19 protein-coding genes and 1 other RNA gene are annotated in these 23,973 nt (G+C 73.0%); 17 read left to right on the forward strand and 3 right to left on the reverse strand.

What is annotated here, in order from left to right; genetic code table 11:
* Positions 1-131: 131 nt before the first annotated feature.
* Positions 132-1,391 carry a serine/threonine-protein kinase gene (locus ACFYYR_RS30605; RefSeq protein ID WP_388860828.1) on the forward strand — a complete coding sequence of 420 codons (1,260 nt, stop codon included), beginning with the start codon at positions 132-134 and terminating at the stop codon, positions 1,389-1,391.
* Between the two features lie 248 nt (positions 1,392-1,639).
* On the opposite strand, the gene ACFYYR_RS30610 is transcribed toward ACFYYR_RS30605, so the two are convergent.
* Positions 1,640-1,834: a hypothetical protein gene (locus ACFYYR_RS30610; RefSeq protein ID WP_388860831.1), complete on the reverse strand. Its 195-nt coding sequence runs from the start codon at positions 1,832-1,834 to the stop codon at positions 1,640-1,642.
* A gap of 140 nt (positions 1,835-1,974) precedes the next feature.
* Between ACFYYR_RS30610 and prfB the strand changes: the two genes are divergently transcribed.
* The gene (prfB, locus tag ACFYYR_RS30615; RefSeq protein WP_351514851.1) at positions 1,975-3,081 is read left to right on the forward strand and encodes a peptide chain release factor 2; all 1,107 of its coding nucleotides are present in this window, start codon (positions 1,975-1,977) and stop codon (positions 3,079-3,081) included.
* 350 nt (positions 3,082-3,431) lie between these two features.
* Complete coding sequence (locus ACFYYR_RS30620) at positions 3,432-4,148, forward strand: hypothetical protein (RefSeq protein ID WP_388860834.1); 717 nt, start codon at positions 3,432-3,434, stop codon at positions 4,146-4,148.
* A gap of 450 nt (positions 4,149-4,598) precedes the next feature.
* On the opposite strand, the gene ACFYYR_RS30625 is transcribed toward ACFYYR_RS30620, so the two are convergent.
* The gene (locus ACFYYR_RS30625; RefSeq protein WP_351514855.1) at positions 4,599-4,799 is read right to left on the reverse strand and encodes a hypothetical protein; all 201 of its coding nucleotides are present in this window, start codon (positions 4,797-4,799) and stop codon (positions 4,599-4,601) included.
* Between the two features lie 287 nt (positions 4,800-5,086).
* Between ACFYYR_RS30625 and ftsE the strand changes: the two genes are divergently transcribed.
* From ftsE to ssrA, 5 genes are all read left to right on the forward strand, one after another.
* The gene (gene ftsE, locus ACFYYR_RS30630) at positions 5,087-5,776 is read left to right on the forward strand and encodes a cell division ATP-binding protein FtsE (RefSeq protein WP_351514857.1); all 690 of its coding nucleotides are present in this window, start codon (positions 5,087-5,089) and stop codon (positions 5,774-5,776) included.
* A 42-nt stretch (positions 5,777-5,818) separates the two neighbouring features.
* Positions 5,819-6,736 carry a permease-like cell division protein FtsX gene (gene ftsX, locus ACFYYR_RS30635; RefSeq protein WP_388860838.1) on the forward strand — a complete coding sequence of 306 codons (918 nt, stop codon included), beginning with the start codon at positions 5,819-5,821 and terminating at the stop codon, positions 6,734-6,736.
* A 67-nt stretch (positions 6,737-6,803) separates the two neighbouring features.
* Positions 6,804-7,985, forward strand: a complete 1,182-nt coding sequence (locus tag ACFYYR_RS30640) for a S41 family peptidase (RefSeq protein WP_388860841.1) — start codon at positions 6,804-6,806, stop codon at positions 7,983-7,985.
* A gap of 18 nt (positions 7,986-8,003) precedes the next feature.
* Positions 8,004-8,483 (forward strand): SsrA-binding protein SmpB, encoded by a 480-nt coding sequence (gene smpB, locus ACFYYR_RS30645; protein WP_388860844.1) that lies wholly within the window; start codon positions 8,004-8,006, stop codon positions 8,481-8,483.
* A gap of 188 nt (positions 8,484-8,671) precedes the next feature.
* Positions 8,672-9,042: a transfer-messenger RNA gene (ssrA, locus tag ACFYYR_RS30650) on the forward strand.
* 94 nt (positions 9,043-9,136) lie between these two features.
* Here ssrA and ACFYYR_RS30655 read toward each other — a convergent pair.
* Positions 9,137-10,450, reverse strand: a complete 1,314-nt coding sequence (locus tag ACFYYR_RS30655; protein ID WP_388860847.1) for an MFS transporter — start codon at positions 10,448-10,450, stop codon at positions 9,137-9,139.
* Positions 10,451-10,533: 83 nt separating this feature from the next.
* On the opposite strand from ACFYYR_RS30655, the gene ACFYYR_RS30660 reads away from it, so the two are divergent.
* The 9 genes from ACFYYR_RS30660 (at position 10,534) to ACFYYR_RS30700 (ending at position 23,722) form a co-directional block, all read left to right on the forward strand.
* Positions 10,534-11,505 (forward strand): LysR family transcriptional regulator, encoded by a 972-nt coding sequence (locus ACFYYR_RS30660; RefSeq protein ID WP_388860850.1) that lies wholly within the window; start codon positions 10,534-10,536, stop codon positions 11,503-11,505.
* A 294-nt stretch (positions 11,506-11,799) separates the two neighbouring features.
* Positions 11,800-12,492 carry a hypothetical protein gene (locus tag ACFYYR_RS30665; RefSeq protein WP_388860853.1) on the forward strand — a complete coding sequence of 231 codons (693 nt, stop codon included), beginning with the start codon at positions 11,800-11,802 and terminating at the stop codon, positions 12,490-12,492.
* Positions 12,489-14,660, forward strand: coding sequence for a bifunctional polysaccharide deacetylase/glycosyltransferase family 2 protein (locus ACFYYR_RS30670; protein WP_388860856.1), 2,172 nt, complete (start codon positions 12,489-12,491; stop codon positions 14,658-14,660). Before ACFYYR_RS30665 ends, ACFYYR_RS30670 begins: the two co-directional genes overlap by 4 nt.
* Complete coding sequence (locus tag ACFYYR_RS30675) at positions 14,657-15,916, forward strand: acyltransferase (protein WP_388860859.1); 1,260 nt, start codon at positions 14,657-14,659, stop codon at positions 15,914-15,916. The genes ACFYYR_RS30670 and ACFYYR_RS30675 overlap by 4 nt, the downstream gene beginning before the upstream one ends.
* Positions 15,917-16,186: 270 nt before the next feature.
* Entirely contained in the window at positions 16,187-17,560 is a 1,374-nt protein-coding gene (locus ACFYYR_RS30680; protein WP_388860862.1) for a nitrate/nitrite transporter, read from the forward strand.
* 170 nt (positions 17,561-17,730) lie between these two features.
* Complete coding sequence (locus ACFYYR_RS30685) at positions 17,731-18,894, forward strand: uroporphyrinogen-III synthase (protein WP_388860865.1); 1,164 nt, start codon at positions 17,731-17,733, stop codon at positions 18,892-18,894.
* A gap of 824 nt (positions 18,895-19,718) precedes the next feature.
* The gene (locus tag ACFYYR_RS30690) at positions 19,719-20,306 is read left to right on the forward strand and encodes a sigma-70 family RNA polymerase sigma factor (RefSeq protein ID WP_388860868.1); all 588 of its coding nucleotides are present in this window, start codon (positions 19,719-19,721) and stop codon (positions 20,304-20,306) included.
* On the forward strand, positions 20,303-21,070 hold the full coding sequence (locus ACFYYR_RS30695; protein ID WP_388860871.1) for a zf-HC2 domain-containing protein: 768 nt from the start codon (positions 20,303-20,305) through the stop codon (positions 21,068-21,070). The genes ACFYYR_RS30690 and ACFYYR_RS30695 overlap by 4 nt, the downstream gene beginning before the upstream one ends.
* Before the next feature lie 207 nt (positions 21,071-21,277).
* Positions 21,278-23,722, forward strand: coding sequence for a HelD family protein (locus tag ACFYYR_RS30700; protein ID WP_388860874.1), 2,445 nt, complete (start codon positions 21,278-21,280; stop codon positions 23,720-23,722).
* The last annotated feature ends 251 nt before the right edge of the window (positions 23,723-23,973 follow it).

Consider the following 23,973-nt stretch of genomic DNA (forward strand, 5'->3'; position numbering starts at 1 on the left):
TCCTGAGGGGTGATTTCCCGCTCAGAAGCGACGGTTGCCGTCATCCGGGGCACCCAACACCCCGGTGTCCGCGTAGCTTTGTCGCCAACGCCAGCCCCGGAGACCTCGGGGCACGACACGTCGGAGCAGTCTTGGCACGGAAGATCGGCAGCCGGTACACCGCCCACCAGGTCCTGGGCCGGGGATCCGCCGGCACGGTGTGGCTGGGCGAGGGCCCCGAAGGGCCCGTCGCCATCAAGCTCCTGCGGGAGGACCTCGCCTCGGACCAGGAGCTCGTCGGGCGCTTCGTGCAGGAGCGCACCGCCCTGCTCAGCCTCTCCCACCCCCGGGTCGTCGGCGTCCGCGACCTCGTCGTGGACGGCAATGACCTCGCCCTCGTGATGGACCTCGTGCGCGGCACCGACCTGCGCACCCGGCTCGACCGCGACCGGCGCCTGGCCCCCGAGACGGCGGTCGCCATCGCCGCGGACGTGGCCGACGGCCTCACCGCGGCGCACTCCGCCGGGATCGTCCACCGCGACGTGAAGCCGGAGAACGTCCTGCTGGACGTGCAGGGCCCGGTCGGCCCCGGCGGCACCCACCCGGCGCTGCTCACCGACTTCGGCATCGCCCGGCTCGTCGACGCGCCCAGCCGGACCAGGGCGACGAAGATCATCGGCACGCCCGACTACCTCGCCCCGGAGATCGTCGAGGGCCTGCCGCCCCGCGCCTCCGTCGACATCTACGCCCTGGCGACGGTCCTCTACGAACTGCTCGCCGGATTCACCCCGTTCGGCGGCGGCTACCCCGGCGCGATCCTCCGCCGCCATGTGACGGAGACCGTGGCGCCGCTGCCGGGCATCCCCGACGAGCTGTGGCAGCTCCTCGTGCAGTGCCTCGCCAAGTCCCCCGCCTCCCGGCTGCGCGCGGCGGAACTCGCCGGGCGGCTGCGGGAGCTGCTGCCCGACCTGGCCGGGATGCCCCCGCTGGACGTGGACGAGCCGGACTCCGGGGCCGAGGATCCCGATCCGGTCCACGACGAGCAGCCCCACCGCCCGCAGGACGGTGCGGAAGCGCCCCGCCGGGGCGCTGTCCCCCTGGTGCACGGGGCCGCGCGGGACTCCAACCGGGACACCCACACCAGCATGCGGGTGCCCAGCGCGGACGAGCTCGCGGGCGGGGCGCACGGCACCGCGCGGTTCCCCCGGGCCGCGGGGGAGCGGCGCCCGGGCTCGGCCCGCAGCCGTGCCGCCTCCGAGGCGGTGCGCCGCCGCCGGATCAGGCTCGGCGCCGTCGCGCTGGGGCTCGTCGCCGCGGCCGGGCTGGGCGGCTGGCTCGCGGCGGGTGAGGACGAGGGCGACGCCAAGCCGCCGGGCGTGGAGCGTCCGGACGGCGCCTCCTCGGCCCCCTGAGCGCTCCGCTGCCGAGGACCGCTCCGGCAGCCCGCTGCCCGCCGCCGCGGACCCGCGGCGGCGGTGCGGAAGCACGGCCCGGCGGTGACCGCGGGCACCGGCCCCACCAGGGGCGACGCATCCCCGGGAGTCGGCGGTCACCCTGCCGGGAAAGGCGCCGGTCCCGGAAGGAGTCGCACCCGTCCCGGCCCCCGGGCTCGGGCAGGGCCCGGACGGCGCGGATTCCGCGGGTTCAGGGGGTCAGGGGGTCAGGGGAGGTACCGCTCGACGGCCGCGGCCCCCTTCTCGTCGAGGAGCCGCCGGGCCCGCTCGATCCGCTCGGGTGTCACATCGCGGCCGCTCAGCTTGACGAGGTCTTCGGGGTCCACCGGCCCCTCGGCACCCGTGCGCAGGTTCAGGTGCTTCGGCAGGGCGGTGGACCCGTCCTCGTGCGGTTCGGTCATGTCGACCCTCCTTCGTGCTCTGTGGGCCGTGTCAACGGAGCCATTGCTCGCGTATCACCCATTGTGGGGTGTTTTTCCGTGAGGTCCAGTGCCGGAGCATCACGGGCAGAGCTCCGCGTCACAGCCGTTAGGCTGGACCCGTGGCAGTCGTCGATGTATCCGAAGAGCTGAAGTCCCTCTCCTCGACCATGGGGTCGATCGAGGCCGTCCTGGACCTCGACACGATGAGGGCCGACATCGCCGTGCTCGAGGAGCAGGCGGCGGCCCCCTCCCTGTGGGACGACCCGGAGAACGCCCAGAAGGTCACCAGCAAGCTCTCCTATCTCCAGGGGCACCTGCGCCGTGCCGAGGAGCTGCGCGGCCGGATCGACGATCTCGAGGTTCTCTTCGAGCTCGCCGACGCCGAGGACGACGCGGACGCCCGCGCCGAGGCCGAGTCCGAGCTCGTCGCCGTGCGCAAGGCGGTCGAGGAGATGGAGGTCCGCACCCTCCTGTCCGGTGAGTACGACTCCCGCGAGGCGGTCGTCAACATCCGGGCCGAGGCGGGCGGCGTCGACGCCGCCGACTTCGCCGAGCAGCTGCAGCGGATGTACCTGCGCTGGGCCGAGCGGCACGGCTACAAGACCGATGTCTACGAGACCTCCTACGCGGAGGAGGCCGGCATCAAGTCGACCACCTTCGCCGTCCAGGCCCCGTACGCGTACGGCACCCTCTCCGTGGAGCAGGGCACCCACCGCCTCGTCCGCATCTCGCCGTTCGACAACCAGGGCCGCCGTCAGACGTCCTTCGCGGGCGTCGAGGTCCTCCCGGTCGTCGAGCAGACCGACCACATCGAGATCGACGAGTCGGAGCTGCGCGTCGACGTGTACCGCTCCTCCGGTCCGGGCGGTCAGGGCGTCAACACCACCGACTCCGCGGTGCGGCTGACGCACATCCCGACCGGCATCGTCGTCTCCTGTCAGAACGAGCGCTCGCAGATCCAGAACAAGGCGACCGCGATGAACGTCCTCCAGGCCAAGCTGCTCGAGCGGCGCCGCCAGGAGGAGCAGGCGAAGATGGACGCGCTGAAGGGCGACGGCGGCAACTCCTGGGGCAACCAGATGCGTTCGTACGTCCTGCACCCGTACCAGATGGTCAAGGACCTCCGGACGGAGTTCGAGGTCGGCAACCCGCAGTCGGTGCTCGACGGCGAGATCGACGGCTTCCTCGAGGCCGGCATCCGCTGGCGCAAGCAGCAGGAGAAGTAAAGGGGTTCTCGCGCTGTGCCCGCTCGATCTCATCGGGTGCTCACAGTGCAAGAACCTTGAGCCGAAAGGTTCCCGAGGCAACTGCCGCTCTCCGAGTGGCGGTTGCCTTTTTCGTCACAGTCGGCCGACTTTAACGGCGGGCATTCGCTGCATAGTCGACAATGCGTGCGGAATGCCCTTGACGCTGATGTGAAAAGTGGGAAAGCTGACGCGCGGCATGCCCATGACTGAGGCGCGTGCGATCGGGGGCGGGGGCGGTTTGTCCCGCCTGTTTCTTTTCTCCCCCCATGCTGCCGCTGCCCGACGCAGGGCTGCTCACTGACACATCAGCTACTGGGGGTAGCAAGCACATGACCAAGAAGATGCGGCTGCGCGTGGCGCGGATCGCGGCCGGCGCGGTGATCGCCGCCGGTGCGTCGCTGACCGCTGCCGGCGCCGCTCAGGCCGTGGGCGTGGACGTCGAGGTCGGCGGTATCGGCGTCGGCGCGCACGCGGGCAAGAAGGGCGTGCACGCCGGAATCGACATCGGCGAGGAGCCGACGGGTGACCCGACGGGCATTCCGACGGGCGACCCGACCGGTATCCCGACGGGTGAGCCGACCGGCGACCCCACGGGGGACCCGACCGGCGGCCCGACGGACCCGACGGGTGAGCCCACGGACCCGACCGACCCGACCGGCGAGCCCACGGACCCGACGGACCCGACCGGTGAGCCGACGGAGCCCACCGAGGACCCGACCGACCCGACCGACCCGACCGGTGAGCCCACGGACCCGACCGAGGACCCGACCGACGGCACGGGCGGTGCCGGCAACGGCAACGGCACCGGCGGTGGCGGCAACAACCCGGGCACCGACACCGGTGCGGGCACCGGGACCGGCACTGACACCGACAGCGTCGGTTCGCAGCCCGTCCAGCAGGGTGAGGCCAAGGAGGAGCTCGCCGAGACCGGTGCCTCCGAGACCGCGTTCCTGCTGATCGGCGCCGCGACCATGATCGCGGGCGGCATCGGCTTCCGCATGCTGCCGCGCCTGATCACCCGTGGCGGCGGCGCCGCTGCGGCCTGATCCACGGCCTGACGCGCACCGGGCCCCGTCCCGCCGGAACACCATCCGGCGGGACGGGGCCCTGCGGCGTTTCCGGGGCCGCGACGGCGCCGGAGGGTCCCGGTCCGGGCCCGCGGGCGTTCAGACGGCCGTGGAGGGCCTCTGCGGGGCGGTTCCGGGGTTCTGTGAGGCCCCGGAGGAGGCTGAGCCGGACGGGGTGACAGCCGTACGGGACGGCAGACGTACGGGGTGACAGGCGCACGGGGTGACAGGCGTACGGAGTGGCTCGGCGCGGACGCGGAGGCGGGCATGCCACCGGGGTCCGGAGCTCAGGGCGTATGCCGCCGGAGCCCGGGGCTCAGGGCACGCACCGGCCCGCCGACACGCCGACGCGGCGCCCGGGCGCACGGAATCGTGGCCGGGACGGATCCGGGCCGCGCGGCATCACGGCCGGGGCGGACCGGGCAGGGCTCAGGCGCCCTGCTGGGCCAGCACGGGTGCCAGCACGGCGACGGCGATCAGGGCCACCAGCAGGGCCAGCAGTGCCGCCGGGGAGAGCCCGCCGAACGGTCCCTGCTGCTGAAGCCGCTCGCGGCTCGCCCGGCAGACGGGGCAACGGCCCTCACTGACCGGGGCCGCGCAGTTGGCGCACACCAGACGGTCGCATGTCATGCGATCTCCTCCTCACTGTGGCCAACGCAGGGGGAAACACTCCGGTTCCCCCTACCACTGTGCCAGCTCCACCACGATTCGGCGCGCCTCGCAGGATTCCGTGACCCGGTCGTGGGCGGGAAGTCTGCGGCCAATGCGTTCTTTGTCCTGAATAGTGTCGTGAATCGGCGCGCAACGGCCGACCGACGTCTGCACGGCCCCTCCCGCTTCGCGTATGGTCACGCTCACCGACGGGAGCCGCGCTACGGCGTCCCGTGTCCCCTCTACAGGTCGACCCTGGTGCATCCGTGATCCGATTCGACAACGTCTCCAAGACCTACGCCAAGCAGACGCGCCCTGCTCTCCGCGATGTCTCGCTCGAGATCGAGAAGGGCGAGTTCGTCTTCCTCGTGGGGTCCTCGGGCTCCGGCAAGTCCACCTTCCTGCGGCTGCTGCTGCGCGAGGAGCGGGCCAGCCACGGCGCGGTGCACGTGCTGGGCAAGGACCTGGGCCGGCTCTCCAACTGGAAGGTGCCGCAGATGCGCCGCCAGTTGGGCACCGTGTTCCAGGACTTCCGGCTGCTCCCCAACAAGACGGTCGGCGAGAACGTCGCCTTCGCCCTCGAGGTGATCGGCAAGCCGCGGGGCCAGATCCGCAAGACCGTCCCCGAGGTCCTGGACCTCGTGGGGCTCGGCGGCAAGGACGACCGGATGCCGGGCGAGCTGTCCGGTGGTGAGCAGCAGCGCGTGGCCATCGCGCGGGCGTTCGTCAACCGCCCGATGCTGCTGATCGCCGACGAGCCGACGGGAAACCTGGACCCGCAGACCTCGGTGGGCATCATGAAGCTGCTGGACCGGATCAACCGGACCGGCACCACGGTCGTGATGGCCACGCACGACCAGCAGATCGTCGACCAGATGCGCAAGCGCGTCATCGAGCTCGAAAAGGGCCGACTGGTGCGCGACCAGTCGCGCGGTGTCTACGGCTACCAGCACTGATCCTGAGCCCCGTAGCCGCGGCCGCCCCCCTGAAAGGACATCATGCGCGCCCAGTTCGTCCTGTCGGAGATCAGCGTCGGTCTCCGTCGCAACCTCACGATGACCTTCGCGGTCATCGTCTCCGTCGCCCTGTCGCTCGCCCTCTTCGGCGGGTCCCTGCTCATGCGGGACCAAGTGAGCACGATGAAGGGCTTCTGGTACGACAAGGTCAACGTCTCGATCTTCCTCTGCAACAAGAACGACGCGCAGAGCGACCCGAACTGCGCCAAGGGCGCGGTCACCGAGGACCAGAAGCAGCAGATCCGCGCGGATCTGAAGAAGCTGCCGGTCGTCGACACGGTGCAGTTCGAGAGCAGTGACCAGGCGTACAAGCACTACAAGGAGCAGTTCGGCGACTCGCCGCTCGCCAGCTCCCTCACGCCGGACCAGATGCAGGAGTCCTACCGGGTCAAGCTGAAGGACCCGGAGAAGTACCAGGTCATCTCCAGCGCCTTCTCCAGCCGGCCGGGTGTGCAGCAGGTCCAGGACCAGAAGAACCTGCTGCAGAACCTCTTCAACCTGCTCGACGGCATGAAGTACGCGGCCCTCGGCGTCATGGCGCTGATGCTGGTCGTCGCGCTGATGCTGATCGTCAACACGGTGCGGGTGTCGGCGTTCAGCCGGCGCCGGGAGACCGGCATCATGCGGCTGGTCGGGGCGTCGAGCTTCTACATCCAGATGCCGTTCATCATGGAGGCGGCGTTCGCCGGTCTGCTGGGCGCCACCGGTGCCTGCGCGATCCTGCTGGTCGGCCGCTACTTCCTCATCGACCACGGCCTGGCGCTCGCGGACAAGATGCAGCTGATCAACTTCATCGGCTGGGACGCGGTCCTCGCCAAGCTGCCGCTGGTGCTCGCCACCGGGCTGCTGATGCCCGCACTTGCGGCTTTCTTCGCCTTGCGCAAGTACCTCAAGGTGTGATCTGTACCCGGGGCGCCGTACGGGCGATTGGCCGTACGGCGCCCTTCGGTGTCCTAGACTCACCCGCATGTCGGGCCCGTGTACGTTCCTCCGGCCCCGCAGCGTCCGCCGCGGGGCGGCCCTGACATTGGTCTTCGGGTGCGTCGTCGCCGCGGGGGCCGCTTCCGGTCTCTGGGACGGCGGGACGGCGAACGCCGCCCGGCTGCCCGCCCGTTCGGTGGCCCGCGCCGCCGACCGCGCCGAGGTCGCCCGGGCCGCCGCCGAGGCGGTGGCGGACGGCAAGTCCGGTTCGCAGGCCGCCGAGGAGGTCGTCAGCCGCAGCGGTGACCGCTGGGGCGCCGTCTACACCGCCCGCGAGTACGAAGACGTGCGGCAGGCCCTCGACGGCAGTTACGTCGGCGTCGGCATCTGGGTGCGCGGCGGCCACGGCGGCCGGATCGAGGTGGCCCGGGTGCAGCCCGGGGGGCCCGCTGGTCACGCCGGCGTCCGGGCCGGTGACCGGCTCCGGACGATCGACGGCCGCACCATCACCGGGCAGCCCGTCACCGATGTGGTGGCCCGGCTGCGCGGCGCCGGGGGCGGCGGCGGGCCGGCCCGCGCGGGCACGCCGGTCGAGCTCGGCCTGGAGCGCGGCGGGCACGCCTGGCAGGAGCCGCTGCACCGGGAGCGGCTGGCCGCCGAGACCGTCACCGCCCGCCGGTGGGCGGCGGACCGCACCACGCGGATCACGGTCGGCTCGTTCACCCGGGGCACCGGGGAGCAGGTGCGCCGCGCGGTGCGCGAGGCCCCCGGGGGCGACCGCATCCTGCTCGATCTGCGCGGCAACTCCGGCGGTCTGGTCACCGAGGCCGTCACCGCCGCGTCCGCATTCCTCGACGGCGGGCTGGTGGCCACCTACGACCTCCGGGGCGAGCAGCAGGCCCTCTACGCGCGGCAGGGCGGCGACACCGGACGGCCGCTGGTGGTGCTCGTCGACGGCGGCACCATGAGCGCCGCCGAGCTGCTGGCCGGCGCGCTCCAGGACCGGGGCAGGGCGGTGGTCGTGGGCTCCCGGACGTTCGGCAAGGGTTCGGTGCAGATGCCGAGCGAGCTGCCGGACGGCTCGGTCGCCGAGCTGACCGTCGGCCACTACCGCACCCCCGCCGGACGCCTGGTGGACGGCCGCGGCATCACTCCCGATCTGGCCGTGCGCGGGGGCGCCGAGGGCCGGGCCCGCACAGTATTGAGTGGCCTCGGAGGCGGGGCATAGTGCGAGAATGGCCGGGCTATGGCTAAAGAGACGGGGCGCAAGCTGATCGCGCAGAACAAGAAGGCGCGGCACGACTACACCATCATCGACACCTACGAGTGCGGTCTCGTGCTGACCGGCACCGAGGTGAAGTCGCTGCGGCAGGGGCGTGCCTCCCTGGTGGACGGCTTCGCGCAGCTCGACGGCGGCGAGGCGTGGCTGCACAACGTCCACATCCCCGAGTACAGCCAGGGGACGTGGACCAACCACAGCGCGCGGCGCAGGCGGAAGCTGCTGCTGCACCGCGCGGAGATCGACAAGCTGGAGAGCAAGTCCCAGGAGACCGGGCACACGCTCGTCCCGCTGGCGCTGTACTTCAAGGACGGCCGGGCCAAGGTCGAGGTGGCCCTGGCCAAGGGCAAGAAGGAGTACGACAAGCGGCAGGCGCTGCGCGAGAAGCAGGACCGGCGCGAGGCGGACCGGGCGATCTCGGCGGTGAAGCGGCGGCAGCAGGGCTGATCCGCCGGGCCGCACGGTCCGGGCCCCGGCCGCGGGTGGCTCACCCGTCCGGCGCCGGGGCGTACGGCCCGTGGGCCGGGGTGTCCTTGACAGGCCGGGAATACGCTGGCACCGGTCCGCGTTGATCCCGTACGATGGCGCAAGCAGCACGGGCACACGCCCGGCGCCGCAGATTGAAAAATCAACATGGGGATGATCGGTTTCGACAGCGGCTGTCGAAGCAGGGGAAGCGAGCCGAGGAAGCGGCAATGATCTCGTAAACCATATGTCGCAACCAATAAGTGCCGATAACAAGCGCACTCAGTTCGCCCTCGCTGCCTAAGTAGCGACCGGTGAACTTGTCAGCCCGGGGCTGTTCCCGACCCGGATCCTGGCATCAGCTAGGGAACTAAACCACTAGGCCCGGTCACGGGGCCGAGTGGGAAATCAAACAGTGACTGAGCCCGTCGGAGACTTGTCCGCGTGATCTCCGGGGCCGAGAAAATCGCAGCGGACTGCGCTCGGAGAAGCCCTGTTTCCGCACCGTTGGACGCGGGTTCGATTCCCGCCATCTCCACTCATCCCATGTGCGCCGAAGGCCCCGCTGTTCTCAGCGGGGCCTTCGGCGTTCCACGGGACATCATCGGTCGGTGTCCACGGGACGCTCGGGGCGCTCACGGGGCCTCGGGCGGGCTGCCCGGGGAGTGGCGCAGGCCCCGCCGGAGCCGCCCCGCCCCGGCCGCGGCGATCGTCAGGGCCAGGGCTCCGGCCAGTGCCGGGACCCAGTAGCCCGCGCCGGGGCCGAGGTGTTCCACGGTCCGGCCTCCCGCGGCGGCGCCGGCCGCGATGCCCACCAGCAGCGCGGTGTACGCCGTGGTCATGCCCTCGTTGAGCCGGGCCTCCGGCATCAGCTGCTGGACCAGCGCCATGCCGGTGACCATCGTCGGCGCGGTCGCCGTCCCCGCGAGGAACAGCCCCGCCGCCAGCGCCGGCAGGACGTCGGCCGCGGTGAGGGGCAGTACCCCGAGCGCCATGGCGGCGACACCGGTGACGAGGCGCCCCGCCGAGGCGGCCCGGAGCCGCAGCGCGCCGAAGACCAGGCCGGCCGCGGCGGAGCCGGCCGCCTGGAGCGCCAGGACGGCGCTGCTCGGGGCGGTGCCGCCCAGCGCGTCCACGGCGGCGATCGTCGCCACCTCCATCGAGCCGAAGAGGGCGCCGGTCGCCAGGAGGACGGCCAGCAGCACCCCGAGGCCCGGGACCCGCAGGGGCCCCGCCGACCGGCCGTGGGGCCGCGGGTGGACCGGGGGTTCGGTGGCGCGCTGGGCGGCGAACAGCAGGGTGCCCGCGGTGAGCAGAACCGCCGCCGTCAGCAGCCCTGCCTCCGGGGCGACCAGGGTGCACAGCAGCATGGCCAGCACCGGGCCGGTCATGAAGCACAGCTCGTCGAGGACCTGCTCGAAGGAGCCGGCCACGTGCCGGAGTGCGGGGCTGTCCCGGTGCAGGTGAGTCCAGCGGGCCCGGGTCATGGCCCCGATGCCCGGGGCGCCGGAGGAGCCGGCGCAGCTCAGCAGCAGGGCCCAGTCGGGCGCGCCGTAGTGCACACAGAGCAGCAGGCAGGCCGTCCCGGTGGCGAACACCAGGACCGCCGGTACGGCCACCCGGGCCTGCCCGTGCCGGTCCACCAGCCGGCCGAGCAGCGGGGCGGTGCCGGCGGTGACCGCCACCCCGGTGGCCGACACCGCTCCGGCCAGCGCGTACGAGTCGCGCTCCAGGGCGATCAGCAGCACGGTGGCGACGCCGAGCATGGACATCGGGAGCCGGGCCAGGGCGCCGGCCAGGGTGAAGGCGACCGCGCCGGGCGCGGCGAAGATCCGGCGGTAGGGGGCCAGCGGGCCGCGGCGGCGGGCGGGCGGCGGCATCCGGCGGTCGGCGGCGACCAGGGTGTCGCCGACCACGGTCAGCAGGGGCGGGGCGGAGGAGTGGGGCATGGCTCAACGGTCGCCGTCCGGAAGGGTGTTGGTCCAACACCTGATCAGTGGCCATTCACGCATCCGTGTTGTTGACTGGCCGGGTGTCCCGAGACATCGCACCGCGGCTGCTGCGGGCCTTCGTCACCGTCGCCGGTGAGCTGCACTTCACCCGGGCCGCCGCCCGGCTGTTCGTCGCCCAGCAGGCGCTGAGCCGGGACATCGGGCGGCTGGAGCGGGAGTTGGGGGTCACGCTCTTCCTCCGTACGACGCGCAGCGTCGAGCTGACGGCGGACGGGCAGCGGCTGCTGCCGTACGCCCGCCGGGTGCTGGCGGCGCAGGACGAGCTGGTGGCCGCCTGCGCCGACGGGGGCGGGCGCCCGCTGCTGGTCGATGTCGGCTCGCCGTACGCCACCGCGCACCGGGTCCTCGCCGAGGCGCGCAGCGCCGCGCCCGGGACCGAGTTCTTCGCCCGCTTCCACAGCGGTCTCACCGGCGCGGCGGAGGACGTGCTCGCGGGCCGGCTCGATGTGTCGTTCGGCCGGGTGGCGGGGCTGGCCCCGGCCGTCCTCGCCCGGCTGGACCACTGCCCGGTGCGGTACGAGCCGATGACGGTGGTGCTGCCGGCGGAGCATCCGCTCGCCGCGCTGCCGGCCGTGCCGCTGGCGGCGCTCGCCGGGGAGTCCGTCTACACCGGCGCGGGCAACCCGGCGACCGCCGAGTGGACCGGGCTCGCGGACCTGCTCTTCGCCGGGCGCCGGATCGCCACGCTGCCCCCGCTGCCGCCGATCGAGGGCAAGGACGAGTTCGCCCGGGTGATGGAGAAGCTGGGGCGGCCGGTGCTGGCCAGCGTGGAGTTCGTCGACATGCCCTGGGCGGTGCGCCGTCCGCTGGTGGATCCGGTGCCGCTGTCCGCGGTCTCCATGGTGTGGCGCCGCGGGCTGCGTCACCCGGGGCTGGACGTGCTGCGCGAGGCGGTGCGGACGCTGGGGGAGGCCGGGCGGTGGCTGGAGCGTCCCGATGGTTCCTGGCTGCCCGATGTCGACGGGACACTGATGGCGCCCATCAGGAAGTAGCACCGGAGTGTCCATGGCTGGCGGAGAAATGACCGACTCTGACCGTTAAGAGGGGCGTGCGCCGGTGTGTCCCCGGTGTGCGCTACGTTCCTCGTCCGGGCGCAATGCGGTAGGGGGGCGCCTCGGGCCGGGTGGGGAGACCGGGCTCGACGGCAGATGCCCGGAGACGTCGCGTGCGCACCTCGATCGGCCTCTGCACCCCGGGATGTGCGTACACCAGTGGACAACTTACGAGACCCTGCCCTTCTTCGGAGTGCCGTGGCCCCGGGCGCCGGCCCGGCACCCCTGGCCGACTTGGCCGACTACACCGGCCTGGACGACGACGAGCCGACCCGGCAGCTGCCGGAGGTGTCCCTCGGCGGGCCCCCGGGCAGCGGTGCGGACGAGGACGGCGGGCCGGTGTTCGTCGACAGCAGCGGCCGGCGCCGGCGCAAACTCCGGCGCATCGGCTGGATCCTGGGCGCGGGCTGCGCCGGGTACGCGGCCGTGCTGGTCTACTCGCTGCTCGGCGGCAACGCCGGTGCCCCCTGGCTGCTGATCCCGGGCGCCGACGACGACAAGCCGCGGGACGCGGTGGTGACGTCGCCCGAGAAGGGCGCCGCGGCGGAGCGCGGTGTTCCGGGCCCCGCCACCGGTGTGGCCGGCGCGGGTGCCACCGCCGGGCCGGACGCCTCCGAGTCCGGCCGGCCGGGCCGGCGGGCGTCCGCCGCGGAGCGCCGGCGCGACAGGAAGAAGGCCGCGCCGCGCACGGGCGAAGGCGCCACGGCCGGCACCGCCGGTGCGCAGGTCACCCCGGCGCCCCGGCCGGTCACCGAGCCGGCCCCGGACCGGGACCCCGACCCCGCCACCGAGCCGGGACCCGCACCCGACCCGGGCGCCGGACCGGGCCCCGTACCCGCGGAGTCGGCGTCCGCGACGCCCGAGCCCGCGACCAGTTCCCCGGCCCCCGAGAGCTCCCAGCCGGCCCCCGAGGGCGGCACCTCATGAGGTCCCCGCGCGGGCGCACCCGGCGCCGCAGGCTGCCGATGCGGCACCTGCTGCCGCTCACCTTCCTCGTGGCGCTGCTCGCCATGCTGATGCTCCGCGGCTACGTCCACAGCGAGATCCTCGCCGACCACCGGGTGCGGTCCGCCGCGCCCTCCGGGGAGGTCCCGGAGCGGATCCTGAACGGCGGGCCGGTGCTCGACGCCCGCGGCGAGGGCCGGCCCGTCAGCCACCGGATCCCGGACCGGAAGGCCGTGCTGACCTTCGACGACGGGCCCGACCCGGTGTGGACGCCGCGGATCCTCGACCGGCTGAAGAAGCAGCGGGCGCACGCCGTCTTCTTCGTCACCGGCACGATGGCGGCCCGCTACCCCGAACTGGTGCGGCGGATCGTGGCCGAGGGGCACGAGGTGGGCCTGCACACCTTCAACCACCCCGACCTCTCGTACCAGTCGCGCTCCGGCGTCGACTGGCAGCTGACCCAGAACCAGCTCGCGCTGGCCGGGGCCGCCGGGATCCGCACCTCGCTCTTCCGGCCCCCGTACTCGGCGACCGCCGACGCCCTGGACGACAAGTCCTGGCCGGTGACCCGCTACATCGGCAGCCGCGGCTACATCAGCGCCTTCATCGACACCGACAGCGAGGACTGGGCCCGTCCCGGCGTCGACGCGATCGTCCGGAACGCCCTGCCCGAGAAGCGCGGCGCCGGGGCGGTCGTCCTGCTGCACGACTCCGGCGGCGACCGCTCCCAGACCCTGGCCGCGCTCGACCGGATCATCCCCGAACTCACGGACCGCGGCTACACGTTCCCGACGCTGACCCGGGCCCTGAAGGCGCCCAGCGCGCACACCCCCGTCACCGGCGCCGAGCTGTGGAAGGGCAAGGCGTTCGTCCTCGCGGTGGAGCTGTCCGAGGACACCACGGACACCCTGGCCGTGCTGCTCGCCGTGGTCGGCGCCCTGGTGTTCCTCCGCTTCGGGCTGATGCTGGTGCTCTCCTGGGCGCACGCCCGGAAGGTGCGCCGGCGCCGCTTCCGCTGGGGGCCGCCGGTCACCGAGCCGGTCACCGTGCTGGTCCCGGCGTACAACGAGGCCAAGTGCATCACCAACACCGTGCGTTCGCTGGTGGCCGGGGACCACCCGGTGGAGATCATCGTGATCGACGACGGTTCCGCGGACGGCACGGCCGACATCGTCGACGGGCTCGGTCTGCCCGGCGTGCGGGTCGTGCGGCAGCGGAACGCCGGCAAGCCCGCCGCCCTCAACAACGGCATCGCCCACGCCTCCCACGCCATCGTGGTGATGATGGACGGCGACACGGTCTTCGAGGAGTCGACCGTCCGCGAGCTGGTGCAGCCCTTCGGCGATCCGCGGGTCGGCGCGGTCGCGGGGAACGCCAAGGTCGGCAACCGGGACACCCTCATCGGCGCCTGGCAGCACATCGAGTACGTGATGGGCTTCAACCTGGACCGCCGGATGTACGACGTGCTGCGGTGCATGCCCACCATTCCGGGAGCGGTCGGCGCCTTCCGCCGCGACGCCCTGGAGCGGGTCGGCGGGATGAGCGAGGACACGCTCGCCGAGGACACCGACATCACCATGGCCCTGCACCGGGACGGCTGGCGGGTGGTCTACGCCGAGAAGGCCCGCGCCTGGACCGAGGCGCCCGAGACGGTCCAGCAGCTCTGGTCACAGCGCTACCGCTGGTGCTACGGCACCATGCAGGCGATCTGGAAGCACCGCCGGGCGCTGGTCGAGTCGGGTCCGTCCGGCCGGTTCGGCCGGGTCGGGCTGCCGCTGGTCTCGCTGTTCATGGTGCTCGCGCCGCTGCTCGCCCCGCTGATCGACGTCTTCCTCGCGTACGGCCTGATCTTCGGCCCCACCGGGAAGACCGTGCTGGCCTGGCTCGGGGTGCTCGCCGTCCAGGCGGTGTGCGCGGCCTACGCCTTCCGGCTGGACGGCGAGAAGAAGACCCATCTGGTCTCGCTGCCGCTCCAGCAGATCCTCTACCGCCAGCTCATGTACGTGGTGCTGCTCCAGTCCTGGATCACCGCGCTCACCGGCGGCCGGCTCCGCTGGCAGAAGCTGCGCCGCACCGGGGCCGTGGGCGCACCGGTGACCGGGGCGGCGCCGCGCGCCACCGGCGCCCCGGAGAAGGAGTGCGTCGGATGACCGTCCGTTCCGCCGGGGCCGCCGCGCGGCACCGGGCCGGCACCGGCAGCTCCGCCGCGGCCGCCGCGCCAGCCGCGCCCGGCGGCCGGCCCGGCCGGGACCGCTATCTGGACCTGCTGCGCGCCCTGGCACTCGTCCGGGTCGTCGGCTACCACACCTTCGAATGGGCCTGGCTGACGCTGGCGTTCCCGTCCATGGGCGTGATGTTCGCGCTGGCCGGCTCGCTGATGGCCCGTTCGCTGGAGCGTCCGGCGCTCGGCGTCCTGCGGGGCCGGCTCCGGCGCCTGCTGCCGCCGCTTTGGCTGTTCGGCGCGCTGGCGCTCGGCGCCATGTTCCTGGCCGGCTGGCATCCGGAGAAGGGGGAGGGGAGCTGGGGGTGGCTGCGCGTCCTCTGCTGGATCGTCCCGGTCGGCACCCCGCCCTACCCCTGGCACCTCGGCAGCCCGGACGGCCTCCTGGAGGACGGCTGGGCGTCGCAGGCCGCGGGGCCGCTCTGGTATCTGCGGGCCTACTTCTGGTTCGTGGTGCTGTCACCGCTGCTGCTGCGGGCGTTCCGGCGGCTGCCCTGGCCCACGCTGCTCGCCCCGCTCGGGCTGACCGCGCTGCTCGGCACCGGGCTGGTGGAGATCCCTGGCGCCACCGGCGAGGCGGTGACCGACTTCGTGGTCTACGGCTCCTGCTGGATCCTCGGCTTCGCGCACCACGACGGGCTGCTCCGGCGGATCCCGGCGTATCTCGTCCCGTCGCTGGCACCGGTGTTCATGGCGCTCGGGCTGTGGTGGGCCACGGGGCACCCGGGCGAGGACGGCCTGGACCTCAACGACATCCCGCCGGCCCAGGCCCTGTGGTCGTTCGGATTCTGCGCGCTGCTGCTGAGCGTCGCCCCGTCCTGGCGGGAACTGCCGGGCCGGCTGGGGCGGCTGGACAAGCCGGTCACGCTGGCCAACAACCGGGCGGTGACGATCTACCTCTGGCACGAGGTCGCGATCATGGCGACCGTGCCGCTGCTCGATCTGCTGTGGGACGTGCCCTGGCTGGCCGACAGCCCGGGTTGGTCCGCATTGCTGGAGAGCGCCGACACCGCGCTGATGTTCCTGCTGGCCTGGCCGCTGATCGCGCTGCTCGTGCTGGGCTTCGGCTGGGCGGAGGACCTGGCGGCCGGGCGCCGGGTGCGGCTGTGGCCCAGCGGCGGCGGCCGGCGCCGGGCGGGCCGGGCGCGTACGGGGGCACTCACAGCACCGCCGGGCGGCGGGTGAGAGCAAGGTTTCGTCCGCGTCACCTGTCGCCACGGCGCTGAAACGCGGCCTCCCTACCGTCGGGCGGTGATGGCTGCCGCTAAGGGGGCCTTGCACTTTGACCGCCCGGGTCGCGCGGCCCGGCACCGCACCTCGCCGCGTTGCCGAACAGCCCTGGTAGCTCCGCTACCAGGACTCTCCGGCGCCTTGCGATGCACGGCACCGGACCACGCGACCCATCGGACGCTCATAGTGCAAGGCCCCCTCAGGCCCGACACCCGTGGAGGCGTGATGACCGCTCCGAGCACCACAGCCCGTAAGGGAGGCCGCTGGATCGAGCAGTGGGACCCGGAGGACACCGCCTTCTGGGAACGGCAGGGCAAACGGATCGCCGGACGCAACCTGGCGTTCTCGGTCCTCTCCGAGCACATCGGCTTCTCCGTCTGGAGCCTGTGGTCGGTGATGGTGCTCTTCATGGGCCCGGAGTACGGGGTCGACCCGGCCGGGAAGTTCTTCCTGGTGGCAGTGCCCACCCTGGTCGGCGCGGTGCTCCGGATCCCGTACACCTTCGCCGTGGCCCGGTTCGGCGGCCGCAACTGGACGGTCGTCAGCGCCCTGCTCCTGCTGCTGCCCACGGCCGCCGCGGCGACCGTGATGCACCCCGGCACCTCGTACACCACCTTCCTGGTGGTGGCGGCGCTGACCGGGGTCGGCGGCGGCAACTTCGCCTCCTCCATGACCAACATCAACTCCTTCTACCCGCTGCGGAAGAAGGGCTGGGCGCTCGGGCTCAACGCGGGCGGCGGCAACATCGGCGTCCCGGTCATCCAGCTCGTCGGCCTGCTGGTCATCGGCGTGGCCGGGGCCGGCCGCCCCCGGCTGGTGCTGGCCGTCTACATCCCGCTGATCGTGATCGCGGCGGTGCTGGCGGCCCTGCGGATGGACAACCTCGCGCCGGTGCGGAACGACACCGGGGCCGCCCGGGAAGCGGCCCGGGACGCCCACACCTGGATCATGGCGCTGCTCTACCTCGGCACCTTCGGCTCGTTCATCGGCTACAGCTTCGCGTTCGGCCTGGTCCTGCAGAACCAGTTCGACCGCACCCCGCTCCAGGCCGCCTCCCTCACCTTCATCGGACCGCTGCTGGGCTCCCTGATCCGCCCCGTCGGCGGCCGGCTCGCCGACCGGATCGGCGGCGCCCGGGTGACCCTGTGGAACTTCGCCGCGATGGCCGCCGCGACCCTGGTGGTCGTCCAGGCCTCGGTGACGCGGTCGCTGCCGGTGTTCCTCGCCGGGTTCATCGCCCTGTTCGTCCTGTCCGGGCTCGGCAACGGCTCCACCTACAAGATGATCCCCGGCATCTTCCAGGCGAAGGCGGTCGCCCGCGGACTGGCGGGGGAGGAGGCCGCGGCGTACGGGCGGCGGCTCTCCGGCGCCGCGATGGGGCTGATCGGCGCGGCCGGCGCGCTCGGCGGCCTCGGCATCAACCTCGCCTTCCGCCAGTCCTTCCAGGCCACGGGCAGCGGCACCCCGGCGTTCTGCTCCTTCCTCGCCTGCTACGCGCTGTGCTCCGTCGTGACCTGGGCGGTATACCTCCGGCGCCCGGCGCCGACGGCCCGGACGGCCGAGCGGACGCGGTCCGAGCCCGCCTACGCTGAGGTCTGAGAGCCGGTCCGCGCCCTGCCGGGGCGGTGGGCGCCGTAACAGGGGGGTAACACAGGAGTACCGCGCCCGTCACTGCCGGTTGACAGGATCCGAGGACCCGGAAGAGCCGGGCGGGCCCGGGACGGCCCGCCGGCGCACACGCACCACCACTGCGAAGCGGGACGAGAGCCATGCAGGAGAAGACAGAAGCGGCGGAGCGGGCCAGCGCTCCGCCGCCCCTCGCCGGATTCACCGTCGGCGTCACGGCCGCCCGGCGCGCCGAGGAACTGGGCGCGCTGCTCCAGCGCCGCGGCGCCGAGGTGATGCACGCGCCGGCGCTGCGCATCGTTCCACTGCCCGACGACACCGAACTCCTCTCCGCCACCAAGGAATTGCTCGACAGCGCCCCGGACGTGGTGGTCGCGACCACCGCCATCGGCTTCCGCGGCTGGATCGAGGCCGCGGACGGCTGGGGCCTCGGCGACGCCCTCCTGGAGCGGCTGCGCGGGGTGGAACTGCTCGCCCGCGGGCCCAAGGTGAAGGGCGCGATCCGGGCCGCGGGGCTCACGGAGGAGTGGTCCCCCGCCTCGGAGTCGATGGCCGAGGTCCTCGACCGGCTGCTGGAGCAGGGCGTCGAGGGGCGCCGGATCGCGCTGCAACTGCACGGGGAGCCGCTGCCGGGCTTCATCGAGGCGCTGCGGGCCGGCGGCGCCGAGGTGGTCGGCGTGCCCGTCTACCGCTGGATGCCGCCGGAGGACATCGGCCCGCTGGACCGGCTGCTCGACGCCACGGTGCACCGCTCCCTGGACGCGGTGACGTTCACCAGCGCACCCGCGGCGGCCTCCCTGCTGGACCGGGCGCGGGAGCGCGGACTGCTGACGGAGCTGGTCGAGGCCCTGCGCCACGATGTGCTCCCCGCCTGCGTCGGGCCGGTGACCGCGCTGCCGCTCCAGGCCCACGACATCCCCACCGAACAGCCCGAACGCTTCCGGCTCGGGCCGCTCGTCCAGCTGCTCTGCGCCGAACTTCCCGGTCGGGTGCGGCCGTTGGTCGTCGGCGGCCGCCGGGTGGAGATCCGCGGGCACGCGGTGCTGGTGGACGGCGAGCTGCGGCCGGTACCGCCCGCCGGCATGGCGCTGCTGCGGTCGCTGGCCCGGCGGCCCGGCTGGGTGGTGTCGCGGGCGGACCTGCTGCGGGCGCTGCCCGGGGCGGGCCGGGACGAGCACGCGGTGGAGACGGCGATGGCCCGGCTGCGGACGGCGCTGGGCGCGCCGAAGCTCATCCAGACCGTGGTCAAGCGGGGCTACCGGCTGGCGCTCGACCCGGCGGCGGACACCAAGTACGGGGACGCGTAGGCGCGGTCGGCACGGCCTCCCGCCCTCCGGGGCGCGAGGCCGCTGTCCCCATGGCGGGAGGGCCCGGTCGGGGTACCCCGTTACGGGGGGTTCGATTCCGGACCTCTCCGGGCCCGCTCCGGACCGCCCGGTCATCGGCCCGCGCCACCAGTGATCCGCCGGCGGTCACCATCGGTCCATCAGCAGCCAAGAGAAGTCCCGCGGTGACCAACAGCGAACCCTGAAACGTCAGGGCCGCGCCCCAACGGACTTCACCGCCCCGGCCGTTCCTGGTGATTCCTCCGCGATGCGGAATGTGTCCGCTGTGTCGACTCTGCGGAAATGAAGCGGATTCCTTCCCGCGCCCCGGGGAATTTCCGAGTGTGAGACGCGTCATGCCGCGGGCCGTGAACCGCCGGCCCGCAGCCCTCGTATCGCCCGCCGTCCGCGGAGCGATTCACAAACTTTTTGTCGCGGCGTTGAGTCGATCGAGAGCCCCGCGCGTACTCATGGGGGAAGCAGCGAAAAGCCCGCGTCCACCAGATCCTTGGGGGAAACACCCATGCGCCACTCCAACCGCGCCCGACCGCACGCGGTGTCCGCCCCCGCCGTTGCCGCCTCCCGCCGCACGGCGGTCCGCGACGACGGTCTCCCGGACTCGGGCCGGAGCGGCGGAGATTCCGGAAACTCCTCGGGCCACTGACCGTTCCCCCACGCCAGTGGTTCCGAGGACGGGCGGGGGTCCGCCGCAGACGAGGGCTGCGGACCCCCGCCCCACTTCGTGACTTCCGTCAATGACCGTTCCCAGTCTTTCTCCAAAACTGGGACTCGACCAGGAGGTTCGGGTGCGCAAGGATGCGGCCGTGGTCGAACATCGTCCTTCAAGAACGCGCCATAGGGCCGAGAAGCCCCGAGCCGGCACCCCCGTGCCGGACGAGGAGCTCATGCGGGCTCTCTACCGTGAGCACGCAGGTCCGTTGCTCGCCTACGTCCTCCGCTTGGTCGCGGGTGACCGCCACCGCGCGGAGGACGTCGTCCAGGAAACCCTGGTACGGGCATGGCGGAACGCGGACCAGCTGAACCGGGCCACCGGCTCGGTGCGGCCGTGGCTCGTGACCGTCGCGCGGCGCATCGTCATCGACGGGCACCGCAGCCGTCAGGCGCGCCCGCAGGAGGTCGACCCGTCACCTCTGGAACTCATGCCCGCGGAGGATGAGATTGACAAGGCTCTGTCACTCATGACGCTCTCGGATGCCTTGGGTGACCTCAGTGACGCGCATAGGGAAGCGCTCGTCGAGACATACTTCAAGGGTCGGACCGTCAATGAAGCGGCAGAAAAACTCGGCATACCCAGCGGGACCGTGAGATCCCGTGTTTTCTACGCGCTGCGCTCCATGAAGCTCGCGCTCGAGGAACGAGGAGTGACGGCATGACAGCGTACGAGCGCCATTCAGAGCACGAGGCCGTCGGTGCCTACGCGCTCGGCGTGCTGGACGCTGCGGATGCGGCCCGATTCGAGGACCACCTGGCCTACTGCGAGCCCTGCGCACAGCAGCTCGACGAGTTCATGGGTCTCGAACCGCTGCTCGCCAAGCTTGCCGAGACTCCCTCCGCGGTGCCCGATCCCGCGACCCTCCACGCCAAGCCGACGCCGCAATTGCTGGACCGGCTGGTCGACGAGGTGGCCGTGCGGCGCACCCAGCGCCGGCGCCGCGGCCTGTACCTGGTCGCGGCGGCCGCCGCGCTGATCATCGGCGGGCCGGTGATCGCCACGGCGGTGACCGCGGAGAACACCGGCTCCAACGTCGCCCTGCCGCACGCGCACTCCACCAGCCCGGCGGAGGACGCGTTCTTCAACCACATGACCGACAAGGTCAACGGGACCGACCCCGGCACCAAGATCGCTGCCACGGTCGGCACCGAGAAGAAGGCCTGGGGCACCCACACGGTTCTGGAGCTGAAGAACGTGAAGGGCCCCGAGCGGTGCAACCTCATCGCCGTGTCCAAGAGCGGCGAGGAAGAGGTCATCACGTCCTGGAGCGTCCCCCGATGGGGTTACGGCATCCCGGGCAGCAAGCACGAGGCAGGCAAGAAGCCGCTGTACGTCCACGGCGGCGCCGCGATGTCCCGCGACGACATCGACCACTTCGAGGTCCGGACCTTCTCGGGCAAGCGCCTCGTCTCGATCAACGCCTGATCGCACCCCGGCGGGCCGCGTCCGCAGCCGTCCGGCTGCCCGCGCGGCCCGCTCCGGCGTTCCCGCCCGGCCGCTCCCCGGCGTACCCCGCTGACCGGGCCCTTCCGCTCCGCTCTCCCCCTCCCGGCCCCGGACGGGCAGGCGTGCGCCGCACGCGCCCGTGGCGTACGGTTGACGGCTGCCCAGCACGTCAGAAGGGGGATCCGGGTGGCCGCGCAGGATGCCGCAGTCGATTCGGTTCGGGACCGCGAGATCGGGGTCGAGCAGGAACATCTGGACCAGGTGTACCGGCGCCTCGAGGAGAAGATCCACGAAGCCGAGTTCCTGATGGACGACGCCGCTCGCCGCGGCCAGGTCGGCACGCCCGGGGCGCTCGCCGAGCGCGACGCGCAGGTGTTCCGCGCCGGCGTCCACCTCAACCGGCTGAACAGCGAATTCGAGGACTTCCTCTTCGGCCGGATCGACCTGCTGCTGGGCAAGGACGGCAAGCGCGGCCCGGACGGCGCCTACACCTCGGTGGAGCCCTCCGAGGACGCCGTGCGCACCGACGGGGCCGGGTCGTACGGCGACATCGCCGAGACCCTGCACATCGGCCGGCTCGGGGTGCTCGACGCCGACTACTCCCCGCTGGTCATCGACTGGCGCGCGCCCGCCGCGGCGCCCTTCTACCGCTCGACGCCCAAGGCCCCCGGCCGCGTGGTGCGCCGCCGGGTGATCCGGAGCAAGGGCCGCCGGGTGCTCGGCGTCGAGGACGACCTGCTCAGACCCGAACTGACCGCCACGCTCGACGGCGGGGAACTGCCCGTGGTGGGCGACGGCGCGCTGATGGCGGCGCTCGGCCGGGCCCGCAGCCACGCCATGCGGGACATCGTCTCCTCCATCCAGGCCGAGCAGGACGAGGTGATCCGGGCCCCCGCCGCCTCCGTCACCGAGGTCGGCGGCGGCCCCGGCACCGGCAAGACCGCGGTGGCGCTGCACCGCGCCGCGTACCTCCTCTACCAGGACCGCCGCCGGTACGCCGGGGGCATCCTCGTGGTCAGCCCCACCCCGCTGCTGGTCGCCTACACCGAGGGCGTGCTGCCGTCGCTCGGCGAGGAGGGCCAGGTCGCGATCCGCGCGGTGGGCTCACTCGTCGACGGGGCCGAGGCCACCACGTACGACGAACCGGCGGTGGCCCGGATCAAGGGCTCCTCCCGGATGGTCAAGGTCCTCCGCAAGGCGGTCCGCGGCGCCCTGGAACTGCCGCGCCCCGGCACGGACGGCACCGCACCGCCGGACGTCCCCGAGCAGCTCCGGGTGGTCGCCTTCGGCGGCCGCGTCGAGCTCGGCCCGGAGGACCTCCAGCACATCCGCCGGACCGCGCTCGGCGGCACCGCGCCCGTCAACCTGCTGCGCCCGCGGGCCCGCCGGCTGGTGCTGGACGCCCTCTGGGCGAAGTCCGGCGCGGGCCGCCGGTACAGCGATCCGGAGCTGGCGGCCGAGGCCCGGCAGGCGTTCGACGACGACATCACGGGTGAGCCGTACTTCATCGACTTCCTGGACGCCTGGTGGCCCGAGCTGACCCCGCGCCGGGTGCTCGCCGCGATGGCCGACGAGCGGCGGCTCGCCCGCTGGTCGCGCCGGGTGCTGAACCAGCGCGAGGCCCGCCGGCTGGCGCGCTCCCTGCGGCGGCTGGACCCGGAGGGCCGGGGACCGCTCTCCGTGCACGACGTGGCGCTGCTGGACGAACTGCACACCCTGCTCGGCGCGCCGGCCCGCCCCCGCAAGCGGGAGGCCGACCCGCTCGACCAGCTCACCGGCCTGGACGAGGTCACCACCTTCGCCGACCGCACCGCCGGCCGCCGCAGCCGCACCGAGCGGCTGGAGGAGGAGCGGACGGACTACGCCCACGTCATCGTCGACGAGGCGCAGGACCTCACCCCCATGCAGTGGCGGCTCGTGGGCCGCCGCGGCCGGCACGCCACCTGGACGGTCGTAGGCGACCCCGCGCAGAGCTCCTGGTCCGATCCGGACGAGGCCGCCGAGGCGCGGGACGAGGCGCTCGGCCCCCGGCCGCGCCGCCGGTTCACCCTGACCGTCAACTACCGGAACCCGGCGGAGATCGCGGAGGTCGCGGCCAAGGTGCTGGCCCTGGCCATGCCGGGCATGGAGTCCCCGGCGGCGGTCCGCTCCACCGGCACCGTGCCCCGCTTCGCCGTCGCGGCGAACGGCGCAGTGGTGAGCGGCGCGAGGGTGGGCGGCGCGTCGGTGAACGGCACGGCGGAGCAGGTCACCGAGCCGGACGGCACCGGTACGGACGTCACCGCGGCGACCGACGCCCTCGGAGCGGCCGTCCGCGAGGAGGCGGAACGCCTGCTCGGCGAGGTGGACGGCACCGTCGGCGTGGTCGTCGCCATGGACCGGCGCGAGGAGGCCCGGCAGTGGCTGGCGGGCCTCGGCGAACGGGTCGTGCCCCTGGGCAGCCTGGAGGCGAAGGGCCTGGAGTACGACGCCACGGTCGTCGTCTCGCCCGCGGAGATCGCGGACGAGTCCCCGGCCGGCCTGCGGGTGCTGTACGTGGCGCTGACCCGGGCCACCCAGCGGCTGACGGTGCTCTCCGGCGAACGGGACGCCCCGGACGCGGACGGGGTGCCGGATCTGCTGCGGGACTGACGTCGGCTGATCGGGGTCGATTTCGGACCAACTGGCCGCCCAGGAATGACTTTCCGGGGCTCTTTGTTAGCCTGAGTGTGGCACCGGCCCGATCCAAGCCCCCGGGCCCAACCATAGTCGCTTCGAGCGACCACTTGCCGCGAGGCGAGCATGGCGGGCCGGTGCCACCTTCGTTCGCACTTCGGGCGCTCCTCCTCCGCGGAGGGGCGCCCGAAGTGCTGTGCGGGGGGCGCCCGATGCGGGTGCGCACG

This window comes from Streptomyces sp. NPDC001922 (assembly GCF_042891165.1).
GTDB lineage: Bacteria > Actinomycetota > Actinomycetes > Streptomycetales > Streptomycetaceae > Streptomyces.

What these genes read in the sequence shown, in the direction of transcription:
- ACFYYR_RS30680 (WP_388860862.1), top strand. Translation starts at nt 16,187, where the DNA reads ATGACCGCTCCGAGCACCACAGCCCGTAAGGGAGGCCGCTGGATCGAG.
- ACFYYR_RS30695 (WP_388860871.1), top strand. Translation starts at nt 20,303, where the DNA reads ATGACAGCGTACGAGCGCCATTCAGAGCACGAGGCCGTCGGTGCCTAC.
- ACFYYR_RS30640 (WP_388860841.1), top strand. Translation starts at nt 6,804, where the DNA reads ATGTCGGGCCCGTGTACGTTCCTCCGGCCCCGCAGCGTCCGCCGCGGG.
- ACFYYR_RS30675 (WP_388860859.1), top strand. Translation starts at nt 14,657, where the DNA reads ATGACCGTCCGTTCCGCCGGGGCCGCCGCGCGGCACCGGGCCGGCACC.
- ACFYYR_RS30620 (WP_388860834.1), top strand. Translation starts at nt 3,432, where the DNA reads ATGACCAAGAAGATGCGGCTGCGCGTGGCGCGGATCGCGGCCGGCGCG.
- ACFYYR_RS30685 (WP_388860865.1), top strand. Translation starts at nt 17,731, where the DNA reads ATGCAGGAGAAGACAGAAGCGGCGGAGCGGGCCAGCGCTCCGCCGCCC.
- ACFYYR_RS30610 (WP_388860831.1), bottom strand. Translation starts at nt 1,834, where the DNA reads ATGACCGAACCGCACGAGGACGGGTCCACCGCCCTGCCGAAGCACCTG.
- ACFYYR_RS30670 (WP_388860856.1), top strand. Translation starts at nt 12,489, where the DNA reads ATGAGGTCCCCGCGCGGGCGCACCCGGCGCCGCAGGCTGCCGATGCGG.
- ACFYYR_RS30625 (WP_351514855.1), bottom strand. Translation starts at nt 4,799, where the DNA reads ATGACATGCGACCGTCTGGTGTGCGCCAACTGCGCGGCCCCGGTCAGT.
- smpB (WP_388860844.1), top strand. Translation starts at nt 8,004, where the DNA reads ATGGCTAAAGAGACGGGGCGCAAGCTGATCGCGCAGAACAAGAAGGCG.
- ACFYYR_RS30655 (WP_388860847.1), bottom strand. Translation starts at nt 10,450, where the DNA reads ATGCCCCACTCCTCCGCCCCGCCCCTGCTGACCGTGGTCGGCGACACC.
- ftsX (WP_388860838.1), top strand. Translation starts at nt 5,819, where the DNA reads ATGCGCGCCCAGTTCGTCCTGTCGGAGATCAGCGTCGGTCTCCGTCGC.